We start from the raw sequence: 16,087 nt of genomic DNA, 5'->3' as shown, positions 1-16,087 counted from the left end.
AAAGAGCAAACTAGGAAGCTAGCCGCAGGCTGTACTTGAGTACGGCAAGGCGAAGCTGACGTGGTTTGAATTTGATTTTCGAAGAGTATAAGCACAAGAAAACTCAGACCGATTCGTCTGAGTTTTTTTATGATCTTAAGTTTTCGAGATAGCGCTGGGCTGTCTCTAAGTTAAAGGTTTTATCTGCGATAAGTCGCTCAACCAGAGGAGCAACCTCGGATTCACTGGCACCTGCAAGGAGAGCTAGGGATTTGGCCTGCAATTTCATGTGGCCTTGCTGGATCCCTGTACTCACCAAGGCTTTGAGGGCCGCAAAGTTTTGGGCGAGACCGATAGACACGATAATCTGAGCTAATTCTTTAGCAGATGGATTTCCCAGCAGTTCATGATTGAGGGCTACACGAGGGTTGAGACCGATAGAGCCACCCTTTGTCGCTACAGGCATAGGCAGGGTCATCTCACCAACCAATTCTTCTCTTTCAAGGTCCAGCGTCCATTGACTAAGACCTTGGTAGCGCCCGTCTCGACTGGCAAAAGCATGAGCTCCTGCCTCAATAGCACGCCAGTCATTACCAGTGGCAATCAAAATGGCATCAATACCATTAAAAATCCCTTTATTGTGGGTAGCAGCTCGGTAAGGATCAGCCTGCGCAAACTGACTAGCCAAGGCTATCTTCTCTGCAATTTCTCGTCCTTGATCCTTTTGGCGACTCAAATAGCGAAAGGCGATGCGACAGCTGGCTGTCACTAGAGAATCGGTCGCGTAGTTGGACAGGATTCCCATGAGACTTTGTCCCTGACCGAGTTCTTCTAAGACAGGTTTCAAAGCTTCCAGCATGGTGTTGAGCATATTGGCTCCCATGGCTTCCTGGGTATCGACATGGAGATAAACAACGAGAAAGTCTGTTTCACCTTTAATCTGCCCGACATGCAAATCACGTGCCCCACCTCCTCGTTTAACGATAGAAGGATAGGCTTGATTGGCAAGTTCTAAGAGCTCCGCTTTCTTACTGGTAATCTTCTCTTGTACTTGTTCAGGTTCAGCAACTTGATAAAGTGCTACCTGCCCAATCATCTGACGATCATGTACTTGAGCAGTAAAGCCACCTGCTCGCTTGATGATTTTACTGGCATAGCTAGCCGCTGCAACCACAGAGGGTTCTTCTGTCACATAGGGAACGGTGTATTCCTGATCATTGACAAGAACCTCTGGAACAAGCGAATAAGGTAGAGAAAAAGTTCCCACTACATTCTCACTCAGCTGGTCTGCAACAGCCACACTCATCTGTTCATCCTGCTCCAAACTAGTTTGCTTATCAGGACTAAGGAGCGCCTGAGCTTTTAACAGCTCAAGGCGCTCATGGTATGATTTTTTAGAAAATCCATTCCAACTTATCTTCATTATTTTTCAACCTTGCTATAACGGCGTTGGTGGTCCACAATTTCAACCAAGGCAAAATCTTGATTTTCATAGCCAGCAAACTGGGCAGAGTTTGTTTCATCCAAGTCTACTTCCTCAAAGAAGACCTTTTCATAGTCTGCAACGGATAAGGCAGTTCGTTGGTCAAGTTTGTTCAAGCGGTCTTTATCCAGATAAGCTTCATATCCTTCAACCAATTCACCACTGAATAACTCAGCTACAGCCCCACTTCCGTAACTATAAAGGGCAATTTTATCCCCAGCCTTCAAGCTATCTGTATTTTCCAATAGAGACAAGAGTCCGAGGAAGAGAGATCCTGTGTAGATATTCCCCACCTTTTGACTGTAGAGAATAGACTGGTCAAAATGCTTTTGCAAGAGGTCTTTTTTCTCTTGAGACAGGCTCTTATCCATGATTTTTTTCAAGCCTTTTAGCGCTAATTTAGGGTAAGGCAAGTGGAAGCAAACAGCTGCAAAATCATCTAAGGTAAGCTGGTAACGTTTTTGGTATTCAAGCCAAGTCGTTTTCAAACTATCCAAGTATTGCTGGGTAGAATAAACACCATTTACATAAGGAGTTGTAGAGTAATTTGGACGCCAGAAATCCATAATGTCACGAGTCTGAGCCACATTATCGTTATTAAAGGCCATAATGCGTGGATTCTGTGTAATCAACATGGCCACACTGCCAGCACCCTGAGTGGGTTCTCCCGGAGTTTCAATACCATATTTGGCAATATCACTGGCAATGACCAAGACTTTGGACTCTGGAGAATTTTCCACATGCAATTTGGCATAATGAAGGGCAGCTGTCGCTCCATAGCAAGCTTCTTTAATCTCGAAACTACGAGCAAAGGGCTGGATGCCCAGCAAGCCATGCACAAAGACGGCTGCAGCCTTACTCTGGTCAATTCCTGACTCGGTAGCCACAATGACCATATCAATTTCTTGTCTTTCTTGCTCAGTTAAAATAGAGTCGCTTGCACTAGCCGCCAAGGTCACGATGTCCTCAGTTAGGGGTGCAATACTCAATTCCTTGAGCAAGAGTCCTTTACTTAATTTTTCAGGGTCAATTCCCCTCGCTTCTGCTAAGTCTTGTAATTTCAAGACATATTGACTGGTCGCAAAACCAATCTTATCAATACCGATTGTCATATTTACCTCTGTTTTATCATTCATTGTAAAAAATCGTTCTATACTATTTTATCACAAATGGCAGTAAAAGAGAGAAAAAAGACTTGATTCACCAAATCAAGTCGCTTATTATTCTAACTATTATGCTGTTTTCGTAAGTAGGAATACAGTCTAAGAATCACTGTTCCGCTAGCCATTCCAATGGAAATCACCAAAGCCAACATAACAACCAAGGTTGCACTAGCAATGGCATGACTGTAATCTCCTGTCACAAAAAAGGCAGTTGTCCGATAGGAGAGATAACCCGGAACCAGAGGTGCCAAGATGGCCAAGATAAAGACCACAGCAGGTGTTTTATAAAGAATACTTAAAATCTGGCTGACACAAGAACCAATAATGGCCGCAATGAAGGTGGCTACAATGACATTGGTTGGTTCCTTGAGCAAGAGATAGATTAACCAGACAGCCATGCCCAAAATCCCCCCAGGTAAGAGCATAGAGCGTTGCACATTGAGTACGATTAAAAAAGTGATAATGGCAAGAAGACTTGCCACTGCTTGTAATAAAAAGGTTGTTAGTGTCATATTAGTTCATCAATACCAAGGCGACAGAAGTTCCCGCCCCTAAAGCAAGGGTAATGAGTAGAGATTCAAACATCTTACTCATACCAGAGTTTATGTGGTTGGTCATAATATCACGAACCGCATTGGTCAAAGCAATACCTGGTACAAAAGGCATGACCGCACCAGCTATAATCAAATCCGCTGTTGAAGGAAAACCTGTGTAGCGAGCCCAAAATTGGGCAATCATCCCAAAGACAAAGGCTCCAGCAAAGGCTGTCACAAAGGGAATTCGGATAAACTTCTCCACATAGAGAGAAAAGGCAAAACCAAATAAGGTCGCCACTCCTGCCCCAAGTGCGTCGTAGATATTTCCACTAAACATAATTGAAAAGAAAGGAGCACTAAAGGTCGCAGCCAGAGTTACCTGCAACTTAGTATAGGGAAGGGGTTGGGCTTGCAAGTCCGTCAATTGCTTGAAGGCTGTCTCTAAACCAAGCTTTCCACCTACCAACTGACGAGAAATCTGGTTGACATCGCAGACTTTTTCGATGTTATAAGAAGAGGAGGTCACGCGCTTCATACGCGAAATATTGGTATTTTCAATGGAGAAAAAGATCGCGGCAGGCATAGCAAGAACATTGCAATCCACAATCCCCTGCGAATGCGCAATACGGATCATGGTATCTTCTACACGATGAATCTCTGAACCACTTTTTAAGAGAATGGTCCCTGCTAGCATAATCACATCGATGACGGCATTTAATTCTTTTGACTCTTCCATGCGTTCCTCCTTTTATCAACTCCCTCTATTCTATCACAAATCTGGAGTCAAAAAAAATCTTTGCCACGAAATCATGACAAAGATTCTAGTATCACTATGGATTGTCTCGGGAAGTATCTCCTCGTTGTGAATTACCTTGCGGATTTCCCTGTGTTGGAGTGGATTCTGCATCCCCTTGTTCGTTAGATTTCCGAGAAGAACTTGAGGACGAAGAAGAGGATGAGGATGAAGAAGTTGAAGAAGAATGAGTTTGTTTCGCTTTATAAATAGAAATTTTAACACGAGTGGTGTTTAAATCTACCTTTTCACCCGGTTTTGGACTTTGCTCTACAACAGTCCCCTCAGCTGTTCCTTCAGGAGCTATAGACACTTCTACAACTTCGATATTAGCTTTTTTAACTTCATATATCTGTGTAAGATTATTGACTGCAAATTCTCGGCTAGAACCAATATAACTTGGCATTGAAATAGAATTTACTTTTTTAGCAACAGTCAGAACTATTTGAGTTGCCTTGCTAAGATCGTAGGTTGTTCCTTCCGGTAAACTTTGTTTCATGATTGTACCGGCTTCAATCTCGTTGGATTCTTCTTCCTCAATCTTAATTAGATTTTCTGGAACCTTCTTACCTTTCAAATCTGCCACTACATCACTAGATTTTCTTCCAAGATAATTTCCGAGTTGGAAAGACTGCTGACCTGAAGACACAATCAAATTAATTTTTGTTCCTTCTTTACGTGCTGTACCAGCATCAGGATCGGTACGAATAACCCTACCTTCTTCAACCTTGTCACTGGCCTCTGCTTTTTCTTCACCAACCTCAAAATTGGCTTTTTTTAGAGCCTCTTTAGCCTCTGCAACCGTCTGACCTGCCACCTTTGGAACGGCAATGGTAGCGGGCGTTCTATATAAAATCCATACTAAAGATGCCACAACTAACAAGAAGGTCGCAAATAAAATTGGATAACGTGCTTTCATGCGACGGCGTTTGGTTGGCTTTGGACTAGGTACCGTTTTTTCTGTTTGATGAGGCTGGGGCTTAGGTTGAGGTCTTCCCTCTTGTACCGGAGCTTTAGGAATAGAAGTCAAGGTACTTTGTGGAACTTTAGGAAGAGTCTTGGTGTCCGTCTTAGTCGCATCGTCAAAGACCAGCTTTGGTTCATTACGACGATTATAAGACAAACTACTAGATAAATCCACATACATCTCAGCGACTGACTTGTAGCGATCTGTCAATTTCTTGGCAGTTGCCTTGATAACAACATTTTCTAAAGCCTGAGGTACAGATGGATTTTCAGCTATAACCGATGGCAAGGGCTTCTGGAAATGCTGGAGGGCAATGGTCACCGCACTATCCCCATCGTAAGGAATATGACCTGTCAGCATCTCATAGAAGATAATCCCCATAGCATAGATATCACTCTGCACAGTTGCTTTAGAACCACGCGCCTGCTCTGGAGACAAATAATGAACGGAACCTAGCATTGAGTTGGTCTGAGTCAGACTTGTCTCTGCAAAGGCTACTGCGATTCCAAAGTCTGTAACCTTGGCAGTCCCATCTGGTGTCAAAAGGATATTTTGCGGTTTTAAATCTCTGTGAACAATTCCTCGAGTATGAGCTAAGCGCATAGCCAAGAGGATTTGTCCCATGATTCGAATCGCTTCTTCATTTGAAAGAGGGTGATGTTCCTTGATATAGCGTTTGAGGTCTAACCCAGCAACATATTCCATTGCGAGATACTGTTGCCCCTCTTCTTCACCAATATCTGTAATCCGAACGATATGAGGATGGTCCAGATCCGCCATGGCTCTCGCTTCCCGCTGGAAACGCGCCACAGCAATCGGGTCTGTTTGGTAGTTAGTCCTCAGGACCTTCACTGCCACTTCTTCACCGTCCAAAATCAAATCCTTAGCCAAATAGACATCTGCCATGCCTCCTCGACCAATTTGTTTGATAATTCGATACCGCCCGGCAAAAATCTTGCCGATTTGGATCATTCTGTTGCCTCCTCATTAATAGCAATAAGGGCAACTGTGATATTGTCCAATCCACCAGCATTGTTGGCAAAACGGATCAAGGTTGCTGCCTTATCTGCCAAAGGAATATCGCTGGTTACAATATCATAGATTTCACTTCCTGAAATCATATTTGTTAATCCATCACTATTAAGTAGGAGATAGTCTCCCGGCTCAAGGGTAATCATTCCAAAATCAGGCTGAATTTCATCTTTTTGACCGATTGACTGGGTAATAATATTTTTCTGTGGGTGGCTAGCTGCTTCTTCAGGTGTCAATTGACCTGCCTTGAGCAATTCATTGACCAAGGAATGATCGCTCGTTAACTGGTGGTATTCTTCTCCACGAATCAAACCGATACGAGAATCTCCAATATGAGCATAGATAGCCTGATTGCCAATAATAGCAACAGCTTCTAGAGTTGTTCCCATTCCTTTATAGGCATCATCTTGTCCAAGTTGATGAATCTTTTGATTTTCAATTTCTAGGTAATGGGCGAACCATTCACGCACTTCATTGACTGTATCGATCTGGGTATCGACCCAAGCTATACCTAGGTCTGTTACCGCCATTTCACTAGCGATATTCCCTGCGCGATGACCTCCCATTCCATCAGCTAAAATAATCATGGTACGTCCAGCTCTATTGACATAGTGGTTGACATAGTCTTGGTTATTTGTTCGTTTCTGACCAACATCTGTTAATAATGAAATTTCCATGTGTCAGTTCCTTCCTAATCTGATATCTTGCGAAATCGACTGATGAAGAATCCATCACTTCCATACAATTCAGGTGTAATGAGGATACAGCCGTCTTTCATGATATCCTTACATTCATGTTCTAGTTTTACCTGCTCGAACTCGGGATGACTTTCTAAAAACGCCTCAACGACTTGAAAATTCTCCTCTGAGACAATAGTACAGGTACTATAAGTTATTATACCACCTTTGCGTAGTGTTTGACAAACACTACCTAATATTTCTAGCTGAATTTCCTGTAAGGACGCGAAATCTGCCGTTTCTTTATTGTATTTGATATCTGGTTTGCGACGCAAAAGACCGATTCCTGAACAAGGAGCATCTACTAAAATCTTGTCAAAGGAATTCTGACCAAAAAGCTCATGCACCTTTCTGGCATCCAATTTTTGAGTTTGAACCCGTTCTGCAACGCCTAGACGTTGGGCATTTTCTTGGATTAAGTCCAACTTGTGGTCATACAAGTCCAGAGCAGTAACCTGGCCTGTCGTGAGATAAGAAGCAATATGGGCTGTTTTCCCACCCGGAGCCGCACAAGCATCTAGAACCTGCTCATCACCTTGTAGATCAAGAGTTGGCGCAACCAATTGACTGGACTCGTCTTGAATAGTTATAGCACCTTCTGCAAACAAATCATGGCCTGCAAAGTGCCCTTGCTCCTTGACCAGACCAGAAACAGACAAAGGTGAATCACTAGCCTCTAACAAGGTTTTGATTTCTTCTTTTCGACCTAGGTCTGTTACACGAATACTGGCCTTGTTGCGCACCAAAAGGCTTTCAAAGATGGCTTGTGCTCGCTCTTCACCGTATTCTTCCTTGAGTTTGGAAACTAACCAAACTGGGAGAGAATAAGCAATGGAATCACGCTTGTTTTTTCGTTTGATGCTGGCAATATCTGGCCATCCTTCACGCAGGATACGGCGCAAGACAGCATTGACCAATTTTTCACTGCCTTTTTTACGGAATTTGGCTAATTCCACCGCTTCATTGACCACAGCATGGTCTGGAATTTTGTCCAAATAGCGGAGTTGGTAGGCACTCATAAGAAGCAGAACATAGAGCCAGCTGTCTAACTGGTCTCTGTCTTCGATAAAGTGAGATAGGTACCATTCCAGAGTCAGTTTGCGAGCTACTGTTCCATAGACCAGCTCTGTTACCAAGCCCTTGTCTGCTACTGAAAGCTGGCTTCCCTTGAGATGCTTATTTAAGGCAATATTTGAGTATGCTTGATTGATAAAGATATCCTCTAATACTGCTAGGGCTAAACTTCTAGCCGTTTCTACTTTAGTCACCAAATCGTTCTCCTACAGTCAATGTACGTCCAACTCCGTTAAGGAAGGAAGCAATATCCATCTTAGGTTTGCCTGCTGGCTGCACTTGTCTGAGAGACAAAGCTCCTTCTGCCGTTGCGACAATCAATTCTTTCTTGCCGATAGAGAGGATTTCACCTGGATTTCCCTGACCTTCTACTGGTAGGGCTTCATAAATCTTAAAGCGGTCTCCCTTGAGGAAAGTATGGGCCACAGGCCACGGGTTCATGCCACGGATTTGGTTGAAGAGTTGACGATTAGTTTTGTTCCAATCCAGTTTTTCTTCCTCTGGCTTAATATTTGGCGAGAAGGTAACCTGACTTGGATCTTGCGGTTCAGGTTTGATTTCCCCAGCAATATAGGCAGGCAAAGTGTCCAAAAGCAAGTCACGACCAACAAGAGCTAATTTCTCAAATAAGATACCGACATTATCCTCATCTGTGATAGGAATGCTGCGACGGGAAATCATATCTCCTGCATCCATTTCCTTGACCATTTCCATAATGGTCACACCAGCTTCCTCATCCCCTTGAATCAAGGCATAATGGATTGGCGCTCCACCACGATGTTTAGGAAGAAGAGAAGCATGAACATTGACCGCAAAGTCCATGCTATCAAGGAGTTTACTTGGAAGAAATTGCCCAAATGCAGCAGTCACAATTCCATCTGCTCCTAGCTGCATAATAGTTTCCATCTCTGGACTTCCAGATAGTTTTTCAGGTTGGTAGATAGGAAGTCCTGCCTCTTTGGCAGCTTGTTTAACTGGGGTTTCTTGGATAACTTTTTTACGCCCAACAGCACGGTCTGGCTGGGTCACAACGGCTAGAATCTCATAGCGGTCATCTGTCAAAAGCCCTTTTAAAACTGTTGCTGAAAAGTCGGGGGTCCCCATAAAGATTAATTTTGTCATATCTTCTCCTTCTTATAAAAATTGCTGTGGCTCATGATCAATGCTGAGACGGAGCTCACTATTTTCCCGTTCTTGAGTCAAGGCCAGAACCTGATTTAGAGTCGGCCCCAGCTCATCTTCTAAACGGTATTTAATCAAAATCTGGTAATGATAGAGGTTGTGGGTACGAGCAATGGGTTTGGGCGTCGGCCCAAGGATGTTACTGGTATCTGACAAGCCTGACCGCAAAATGTTCATAACTTCATAGGCACGTTTAACAACCTCTTCTTCTTTCTTATGAGAAAGGGTAATTCCAATGGTGAAATAGTAAGGTGGATAACCAAGTTGTCGTCTGATTCCCATTTCATAAGCATAAAAGCCTTCGTAGTCCTGATCCTTGGCAAATCGAATAGCATAGTGCTGCGGATTATAGGACTGAATCAAGACCTGACCAGCTTTTTCTGCTCGACCTGCTCGACCTGCCACCTGAGTCAAGAGCTGGAAGGTTCTCTCAGAAGAACGGAAATCAGGTAAATTCAAGGCCGTATCCGCATTGAGCACTCCGACCAAAGTCACATTGGGAAAATCCAATCCCTTGGCAATCATCTGAGTACCTAGTAAAATATCCGCTTCTCCTCGCCCAAACTGGTCAAGCAAAGCTTGGTGACTGCCTTTCTTTCGAGTCGTATCCACATCCATCCGCAAAATGCGGGCCTGAGGAAAAAGCTCTGCCAGCTCGTCATAAGCCTTCTGAGTTCCCGTCCCGTAGTAGCGAATACTGCGACTCTTACAGTTAGGACAGGTCTGAGGAATGTCCTTTAAAAAACCACAATAATGGCAGTTCATGGTCTTGGTATCCATGTGCAAGGTCAGGGAAATATCACAGTTAGGACAAGTATCCACCGTCCCACACTCTCGACACATAACAAAGCTAGAATAACCACGGCGATTGAGCATGAGAACCACCTGCTCTTTTTTAGCCAGACGGTCTTGGATAGCTTCTAGCAAAGGAGGAGTAAAGTTTGATGTCTCGTTTTGTCCAATATAGTCTCGAAAGTCAACCACTTGAACCTCAGGAATCCTAGCTAAAGGATTAGCTCGTTGGGTCAGACGCAAGTGTTGATAGACGCCCTTCCCAGCCCGAGCACGGCTCTCTAAGCTCGGCGTTGCAGACCCAAGCACCAGTGCCGCTTGATTATACTGAGCCCGTAAAATAGCAACCTCTCTAGCATGGTAACGAGGATTACTATCCTGCTTATAAGTTGCTTCATGCTCCTCATCGATAATCATAACACCCAGATTTTTCAGCGGAGCAAAGATGGCCGATCTAGCACCAACAACAACTTGGGCATCGCCACGTTCTACCTTGCGCCATTCATCATACTTTTCACCATTAGACAAACCTGAGTGAAGGATGGCCACTTTCTCACCAAATCGAGCAATAAAACGCTCCGTCATCTGTGGAGTCAGAGAAATCTCAGGTACCAGCAAAATAGCTGTCTTGCCCTTGTCCAAGGTCCCTTGGATAATCTGCAAGTAAATTTCTGTCTTCCCACTTCCTGTAATCCCTTGAAGGAGGAAGGGAGCCTGGTGACTACCAATCGCACTCACAACCGCATCACGCGCCTGTCTTTGTTCTGCATTCAATTCCAAAGGCTGACTTGCTTCAATCCCTTCAAAATAAGCAGCCGAGCGTTGCACTTCCTTTTGGACTATGGAAACAGCACCTTGTTCCACAAAGAAGTTAACTTGCTCCCGCGAGTAGGATTCTAACAAACTAGCCAAGGAAGCACTCTCAGGATGAGAAAGCAAATAGTCTCTCAGTTCTAACTTTTTCTTGGCGCGTGTAGAAATCTCTACACTTTCTAATTGAGCAAGATTCACCTCATACCAAGACTGGGTCTTGACCTTCTTTTGATCGACTGCCTGATACTCCAGACCAAGCAGGCCTTTTCTAGTCAAACGCATCATTTCAGCTTGCTTAGCTAAATCCAGAGAAGAAAAGGCAAGCGAATCTTCTGAACCAAACAAGCGCTCTCGATCTTCTTGACTCAGACCTGCCAGAGGATAGAGAATCTTGTCATAGCTGGAGTTCAGAAATCCTGGCAACATAGCCTTGAGGATGGAGATCTTGTAGGAGAAGACGGACTTGCGTAACTCCTCAGCCAGCCAGAGTTGTTCTTGCGTGAGAACAGGAGAAAAATCCAATACCTCAGCAATATCTTTTAAGTCTTGTTCTGTCTCTTCTTCATCTGATTGAGACTCCAAATCAAGAACAATCCCTTGAATCAGGCGATTACCCTTACCAAAGGGCACATGTACCCGCATTCCAACTTCCAACATTCCCTCAAATTCCGCAGGAATTCTATAACTATAGGGCTGGTCCGTCTGCATCAAAGGCACATCCACGATAATCTTGGCTATAGACATCTTCTCACCTCCTCCTTGTCAGTACATTCTTGCAATAGAAAAAATAAGATTGAGTCCCCCCAACCTTAAATTTTTTCACCATCTTCTTTTTCTTTAGCGATTTGCTCTTTGATTTTCTTTTCTTCTTCTTCTTTGCGGCGTTTTTCTTCTTCGATACGGCGACGCACTGCTTCACGTTTTCCTTCTGGATCTGGGTGAATTGTAACGTTTCCTGATTCGATTTCTTCTAAAGCGCGAAGAGTTGATTTTTCAGACTTGAAACCTTGAGTTGCCGGCGCACCTGCTTCCAATTCGTGGGCACGTTTTGCTTCCAAGATTACGAGTGAATATTTTGATGGAACCTTGTCGAGCAAGGTATCAATAGAGGGTTTTAACATCATTTGCTTGTACCTATTTTCTAAATTTTATCGGGTAGTTGGAGATTTTGGTAACATCTCCTGATAGTGACCAATGACACGATCCACACGGAAGTGCTCTGCTTCGATAACACGTTTGACACGCTCAGCAGCTAGGGGCACCTGATCGTTGACAATCGCGTAATCATACTCTCGCATAAGAGCAATTTCTTCCTTGGCTTTTTCGATTCGTTGGGCAATCACTTCTGCACTGTCGGTTCCACGTCCTACCAAACGATCTTGCAATTCATCCAAATCTGGTGGTGTCAGGAAGATAAAGACAGCATCTGGAACCTTTTTCTTGACCTGAAGAGCGCCCTGAACTTCAATTTCAAGGAAAACATCGATTCCCTTGTCCAAGGTTTCATTGACATAGGTCAGGGGAGTTCCATAGTAGTTGCCGACATATTCTGCATATTCCAACATCTGTCCTTGACGAATCAGCTCTTCAAACTCTTCGCGAGTACGGAAGAAATAGTCAACACCGTCCACTTCTCCAGGACGTTGTGCGCGTGTCGTCATCGATACAGAGTATTGAAATTGGTTTTCAGAACTCTCAAAAATCTCTCTTCTAACCGTTCCTTTTCCAACCCCTGAAGGACCAGAAAAAACGATTAGTAAGCCTCGGTCTGCCATTGTGTCTCCTTTTAGTCAGTCTGTGAAATAACATTTCTCTAGAATAATGGCAAAAAGCCAGATTATCCTTTACAGTCTTTCTATCTAGTGTAACAAAAAAGCAGTAATTTTTCAACTGCTCTTTCTTATTTATTTGGCATAATCTACTGCACGAAGCTCGCGAATCACGGTTACCTTGATATTTCCTGGGTAATCGAGATTGTTTTCAATTTTCTCACGAACTTTATGAGCCAAGATTGTGACTTTGTCGTCCTTGATTTGTCCTGGATTGACCATGATACGGATTTCACGTCCTGCTTGAAGGGCAAAGCTATTTTGTACCCCTTCAAAGCCGTTCGCAATTTCTTCCAAATCATGAAGACGCTTGATGTAGCTTTCAAGAGACTCACTACGAGCACCTGGACGTGCCGCACTCAAGGCATCTGCTGCAGCAACGATTACTGCAATCACGCTTTCAGCTTCGACATCACCGTGGTGACTAGCAATCGTATTGACAACAACTGGGTGTTCCTTGTACTTACGTGCCAATTCCGTACCGATTTCAACGTGGCTACCTTCAACCTCACGGTCAATGGCTTTCCCGATATCGTGAAGGAAGCCAGCACGACGAGCAAGAGCCGCATTTTCACCAAGCTCACTAGCCATAATACCAGCCAACTTAGCAACCTCAATCGAATGACGCAAGACATTTTGTCCATAAGAGGTACGGAACTGCAAACGCCCCATAATCTTCATCAAGTCTGGATGGAGGTTCGGCGCACCGATCTCATAGGCAGCGGCCTCACCGTATTCACGGATCTTATTGTCAATCTCTTGACGGTTTTTCTCAACCAACTCTTCGATACGAGCCGGATGAATACGACCATCTTTGAGCAACATTTCCATAGTCATACGGGCAATCTCGCGACGAATCGGGTCAAAACCTGACAAGGTCACCACTTCTGGTGTATCGTCGATAATCACATCGACCCCTGTCAAACTTTCAAAGGTACGAATGTTACGACCTTCACGACCAATAATGCGTCCCTTCATAGTATCGTCTGGCAGATGAACTGTTGAGTTAGTTGACTCTGCTACATATTCACCAGCGATACGTTGCATAGCTTGAACCAGGATGTCCTTGGCCATTTTATCAGAACGTTCCTTGACCTCTTGCTCAGCCTCACGAATACGACTGGCAATCTCCTTGGTCAAGTTTTCCTCTGTCTGTGCTAAGATAATATCTCGTGCTTCTGCCTGAGACAGAGCACCAATACGCTCTAGCTCTGCTTCTTTTTGTCTTTCGACTTCCTCTAATTGCTCTTCACGCGCATCAAGGTTTTTCGCTCTATCAGAAATACTTTGTTCTTTTTGTTCAAGTGTTTGTTCTTTACTCGTCAAATTGTCGTCCTTACGATCAAGGCTAGCAGCTCTCTCTGTCAAACGACTTTCGATTTGTTTGAGTTCTTGACGTTCTGATTTGAATTCAGCGTCCACTTCTTCACGGTATTTTCTGGCTTCTTCTTTGGCCTCCAATAGTGCTTCTTTTTTAAGAGACTTGCTTTCACGTTTAGCTTCATTAACAAGTAAATCCGCTTCACGCTCAGCTTGTCCACGTAAATTAGTTGCTTCTTGTTCAGCATTTAAAAGCATCAACTCTGCAGCTTCCTGAGATGATTTCATCTTGGCTGAGATGCTGACATATCCAATGACTAAACCAATGATGACGGCAAAAACAGCAATCGCAAGCGACATGATTTCCATGTTTTTACCTCATTTTATTGTTATTCCGAATGACATACATTCTTTTACATTCTACCATAAAAAAGTGATTTTCACAAACCTAAAATAGAATATGTTTTGAGGAATTTAGGACAAAATTACTAAAATAAAATTGTTGTTTAAAAAGCCTACTTTTCAGTAGACTTAGTAATGATCTTTAAAGGACAAGAAAGCCACGCTATCTCCATCCATCATATAAATCAAGCGATTTTCTGCATCAATACGACGTGACCAAGCTCCTTGGTAGTCATACTTGAGTGGTTCTGGTTTACCAATTCCTGTAAACGGATCGCGTTGAATATCCTTGATTAGCATGTTGATTCTTTTTAGGGTTTTCTTATCCTGAGTTTGCCAGTAGCAATAATCTGCCCACGCATCTTCTGTAAACTTGAGTAGCATTCATCACTCCTCAATAACATGGACTTGAGTGCTTCCAGCACGAACTTGATCCATTCCTCGCAAAACCTTGTCTGATAACTCCTTATTTTGAGCGATTCTCAGTGTTTCCTGAATACTGTCCCATTCGCTCTTTGAAAGAACTACAATGTCCTCATCTGGATTTTTATTAACTACCGTCAAAGGCTCAAATTCATCGTTTACCTTCTTCATATAGTCTTTTAAATGATTTCGGAACGTTGAGTAAAGAACTGCTTCCATAGCCATACCTCGTTTTACCTCTTTTCCACTATTATACACGAAAAGAAAGAAATTGTCAGGAACTTGTACAAGATTTTCTTTTTCTATCTATTTATACTCAATGAAAATCAAAGAGCAAACTAGGAAACTAGCCGCAGGCTGTACTTGAGTACGGCAAGGCGACGTTGACGTGGTTTGAATTTGATTTTCGAAGAGTATTATTCGTAAAAAATCTCAAAAAGCCTACCTTTCAGTAGACTTAGTTTGATTCTATTCTAATGGGTACTCTGCCGAAATTCTGCTCTGCTATACTTGGATTTCCTAGTTGGTAAATTCTATCTGCCTTTTGAGTCATATCATCCCAAGGTTCTTTTCCAATTCGGCTGACTAGACTGACCTGACCTTTCAAAGACTTGAGATGTTGCCTGCCTTTTTCAGTAAATCCAAGGACATGAATCCCTTCTGGCAAGTCGCTTTCTCTAGCCTGCACCAAGATATAAGTCAAGAGGCGTCTGACACGCGCCTTAGTATACCGCTTGGTGCCAACCGCCTCGGCCAATTCTTCTACAGACTGGGCCGTCTTGATCGCATCTTTAATGCGCACTGCCATTTCTTGATTGACCTGATAGATAGTGGTTAGGTCTGGATTGGACAAGATTTGATAGCGTAGCAAGGGAAAATAGTCATCCCAGCTCACCTTACTGTTTTGCTCAAAGAGGGCAACAGATGGAATAAAGCGTTCTAAGAAATCTTTGTCCCTCTGGTGCTGACGGAGGGCTGTCGCCGAGGCAAAGTCCACATCCTTATCCACAGAATGGTAACCTGCTCCCTGACGCTGAATCGGATGGAGTTTGATGTTGCATCCCGCAACTGCCTTGGCATAGGCAAGAGCAAGAACATGATTGGGAGTATTGCCTGAAAAATCAAGACCTGCAAATTCCTTCCACATAGCTTGGGTTTTCTGGGGATAAGAGAGAGAATCAGGTAGATTTTCCACAAATTTCTCCATCTCAGCACCTTTCTCTGTGTATAAGTCAGCGATTTTCTGGTAATCCAGAACTTCCTCTGTCCCAAAGGCTAGAGTATCAATGCCTAACAGGGCCAAGATATCCACAGCTCCTTTACCAAAGAAATCCGCCGCCTGAACACTGACTAAAAAGGGTAATTCCACTACCAAGTCTGCGCCATTTTCAAGCGCCATCTGAGCCCGTACCCACTTATCTATAATCGCTGGTTCTCCACGTTGCATGAAATTTCCACTCATGGCAACAATTTTTAGCCCATCCGCCTGATCTAGCAGGTATTTGTGCCCATTATGAAAAGGATTAAACTCCGCGATAATACCTGTGATGGTCATGCTAATC

General features: G+C 43.6%; 15 protein-coding genes. All 15 read right to left on the bottom strand.

Features of this window, described 5'->3' with window-relative positions; genetic code table 11:
- Window positions 1-127: 127 nt before the first annotated feature.
- Window positions 128-1,402 carry a hydroxymethylglutaryl-CoA reductase, degradative gene (locus NMM17_RS03880; protein ID WP_254753863.1) on the bottom strand — a complete coding sequence of 425 codons (1,275 nt, stop codon included), beginning with the start codon at window positions 1,400-1,402 and terminating at the stop codon, window positions 128-130.
- Window positions 1,402-2,574: a hydroxymethylglutaryl-CoA synthase gene (locus NMM17_RS03875; protein ID WP_254753892.1), complete on the bottom strand. Its 1,173-nt coding sequence runs from the start codon at window positions 2,572-2,574 to the stop codon at window positions 1,402-1,404. Before NMM17_RS03875 ends, NMM17_RS03880 begins: the two co-directional genes overlap by 1 nt.
- Window positions 2,575-2,687: 113 nt before the next feature.
- A complete protein-coding gene (locus NMM17_RS03870) occupies window positions 2,688-3,137 on the bottom strand; it encodes a threonine/serine exporter family protein (protein ID WP_049550918.1) in 450 nt (149 codons plus the stop codon).
- Window position 3,138: 1 nt separating this feature from the next.
- Window positions 3,139-3,897 (bottom strand): threonine/serine exporter family protein, encoded by a 759-nt coding sequence (locus NMM17_RS03865; RefSeq protein ID WP_254753862.1) that lies wholly within the window; start codon window positions 3,895-3,897, stop codon window positions 3,139-3,141.
- A 94-nt stretch (window positions 3,898-3,991) separates the two neighbouring features.
- Window positions 3,992-5,893: a Stk1 family PASTA domain-containing Ser/Thr kinase gene (pknB, locus tag NMM17_RS03860; protein ID WP_254753861.1), complete on the bottom strand. Its 1,902-nt coding sequence runs from the start codon at window positions 5,891-5,893 to the stop codon at window positions 3,992-3,994.
- Window positions 5,890-6,630 carry a Stp1/IreP family PP2C-type Ser/Thr phosphatase gene (locus NMM17_RS03855; protein WP_254753860.1) on the bottom strand — a complete coding sequence of 247 codons (741 nt, stop codon included), beginning with the start codon at window positions 6,628-6,630 and terminating at the stop codon, window positions 5,890-5,892. Before NMM17_RS03855 ends, pknB begins: the two co-directional genes overlap by 4 nt.
- Window positions 6,631-6,644: 14 nt before the next feature.
- Entirely contained in the window at window positions 6,645-7,958 is a 1,314-nt protein-coding gene (gene rsmB, locus NMM17_RS03850) for a 16S rRNA (cytosine(967)-C(5))-methyltransferase RsmB (RefSeq protein ID WP_049540991.1), read from the bottom strand.
- Window positions 7,951-8,886: a methionyl-tRNA formyltransferase gene (gene fmt, locus NMM17_RS03845; RefSeq protein ID WP_049540956.1), complete on the bottom strand. Its 936-nt coding sequence runs from the start codon at window positions 8,884-8,886 to the stop codon at window positions 7,951-7,953. The genes rsmB and fmt overlap by 8 nt, the downstream gene beginning before the upstream one ends.
- A gap of 12 nt (window positions 8,887-8,898) precedes the next feature.
- Window positions 8,899-11,295: a primosomal protein N' gene (locus NMM17_RS03840; RefSeq protein ID WP_254753859.1), complete on the bottom strand. Its 2,397-nt coding sequence runs from the start codon at window positions 11,293-11,295 to the stop codon at window positions 8,899-8,901.
- Between the two features lie 65 nt (window positions 11,296-11,360).
- Window positions 11,361-11,675 carry a DNA-directed RNA polymerase subunit omega gene (rpoZ, locus tag NMM17_RS03835; RefSeq protein WP_000979235.1) on the bottom strand — a complete coding sequence of 105 codons (315 nt, stop codon included), beginning with the start codon at window positions 11,673-11,675 and terminating at the stop codon, window positions 11,361-11,363.
- 24 nt (window positions 11,676-11,699) lie between these two features.
- Window positions 11,700-12,326: a guanylate kinase gene (gmk, locus tag NMM17_RS03830; protein WP_000775041.1), complete on the bottom strand. Its 627-nt coding sequence runs from the start codon at window positions 12,324-12,326 to the stop codon at window positions 11,700-11,702.
- A 129-nt stretch (window positions 12,327-12,455) separates the two neighbouring features.
- Window positions 12,456-14,069 (bottom strand): ribonuclease Y, encoded by a 1,614-nt coding sequence (locus NMM17_RS03825; RefSeq protein WP_000404931.1) that lies wholly within the window; start codon window positions 14,067-14,069, stop codon window positions 12,456-12,458.
- Between the two features lie 162 nt (window positions 14,070-14,231).
- A complete protein-coding gene (locus NMM17_RS03820) occupies window positions 14,232-14,486 on the bottom strand; it encodes a Txe/YoeB family addiction module toxin (protein WP_000924733.1) in 255 nt (84 codons plus the stop codon).
- Window positions 14,487-14,489: 3 nt separating this feature from the next.
- Window positions 14,490-14,744, bottom strand: a complete 255-nt coding sequence (locus NMM17_RS03815; protein ID WP_254753891.1) for a type II toxin-antitoxin system Phd/YefM family antitoxin — start codon at window positions 14,742-14,744, stop codon at window positions 14,490-14,492.
- A 238-nt stretch (window positions 14,745-14,982) separates the two neighbouring features.
- A complete protein-coding gene (locus NMM17_RS03810; RefSeq protein ID WP_254753858.1) occupies window positions 14,983-16,080 on the bottom strand; it encodes a nucleotidyltransferase in 1,098 nt (365 codons plus the stop codon).
- Between the last annotated feature and the right edge of the window lie 7 nt (window positions 16,081-16,087).

The organism is Streptococcus sp. CF7_Ac1-12, assembly GCF_024295905.1.
Taxonomy (GTDB): domain Bacteria; phylum Bacillota; class Bacilli; order Lactobacillales; family Streptococcaceae; genus Streptococcus; species Streptococcus mitis_AP.
This window is presented reverse-complemented; position numbering and strand designations above follow the sequence as displayed.

Coding starts and splice junctions, on each gene's coding strand:
- NMM17_RS03875 (WP_254753892.1), bottom strand. CDS start 2,574: ATGACAATCGGTATTGATAAGATTGGTTTTGCGACCAGTCAATATGTC.
- rpoZ (WP_000979235.1), bottom strand. CDS start 11,675: ATGATGTTAAAACCCTCTATTGATACCTTGCTCGACAAGGTTCCATCA.
- NMM17_RS03815 (WP_254753891.1), bottom strand. CDS start 14,744: ATGGAAGCAGTTCTTTACTCAACGTTCCGAAATCATTTAAAAGACTAT.
- NMM17_RS03870 (WP_049550918.1), bottom strand. CDS start 3,137: ATGACACTAACAACCTTTTTATTACAAGCAGTGGCAAGTCTTCTTGCC.
- NMM17_RS03840 (WP_254753859.1), bottom strand. CDS start 11,295: ATGTCTATAGCCAAGATTATCGTGGATGTGCCTTTGATGCAGACGGAC.
- NMM17_RS03820 (WP_000924733.1), bottom strand. CDS start 14,486: ATGCTACTCAAGTTTACAGAAGATGCGTGGGCAGATTATTGCTACTGG.
- NMM17_RS03880 (WP_254753863.1), bottom strand. CDS start 1,402: ATGAAGATAAGTTGGAATGGATTTTCTAAAAAATCATACCATGAGCGC.
- fmt (WP_049540956.1), bottom strand. CDS start 8,886: ATGACAAAATTAATCTTTATGGGGACCCCCGACTTTTCAGCAACAGTT.
- NMM17_RS03810 (WP_254753858.1), bottom strand. CDS start 16,080: ATGACCATCACAGGTATTATCGCGGAGTTTAATCCTTTTCATAATGGG.
- pknB (WP_254753861.1), bottom strand. CDS start 5,893: ATGATCCAAATCGGCAAGATTTTTGCCGGGCGGTATCGAATTATCAAA.
- gmk (WP_000775041.1), bottom strand. CDS start 12,326: ATGGCAGACCGAGGCTTACTAATCGTTTTTTCTGGTCCTTCAGGGGTT.
- NMM17_RS03865 (WP_254753862.1), bottom strand. CDS start 3,897: ATGGAAGAGTCAAAAGAATTAAATGCCGTCATCGATGTGATTATGCTA.
- NMM17_RS03855 (WP_254753860.1), bottom strand. CDS start 6,630: ATGGAAATTTCATTATTAACAGATGTTGGTCAGAAACGAACAAATAAC.
- NMM17_RS03825 (WP_000404931.1), bottom strand. CDS start 14,069: ATGGAAATCATGTCGCTTGCGATTGCTGTTTTTGCCGTCATCATTGGT.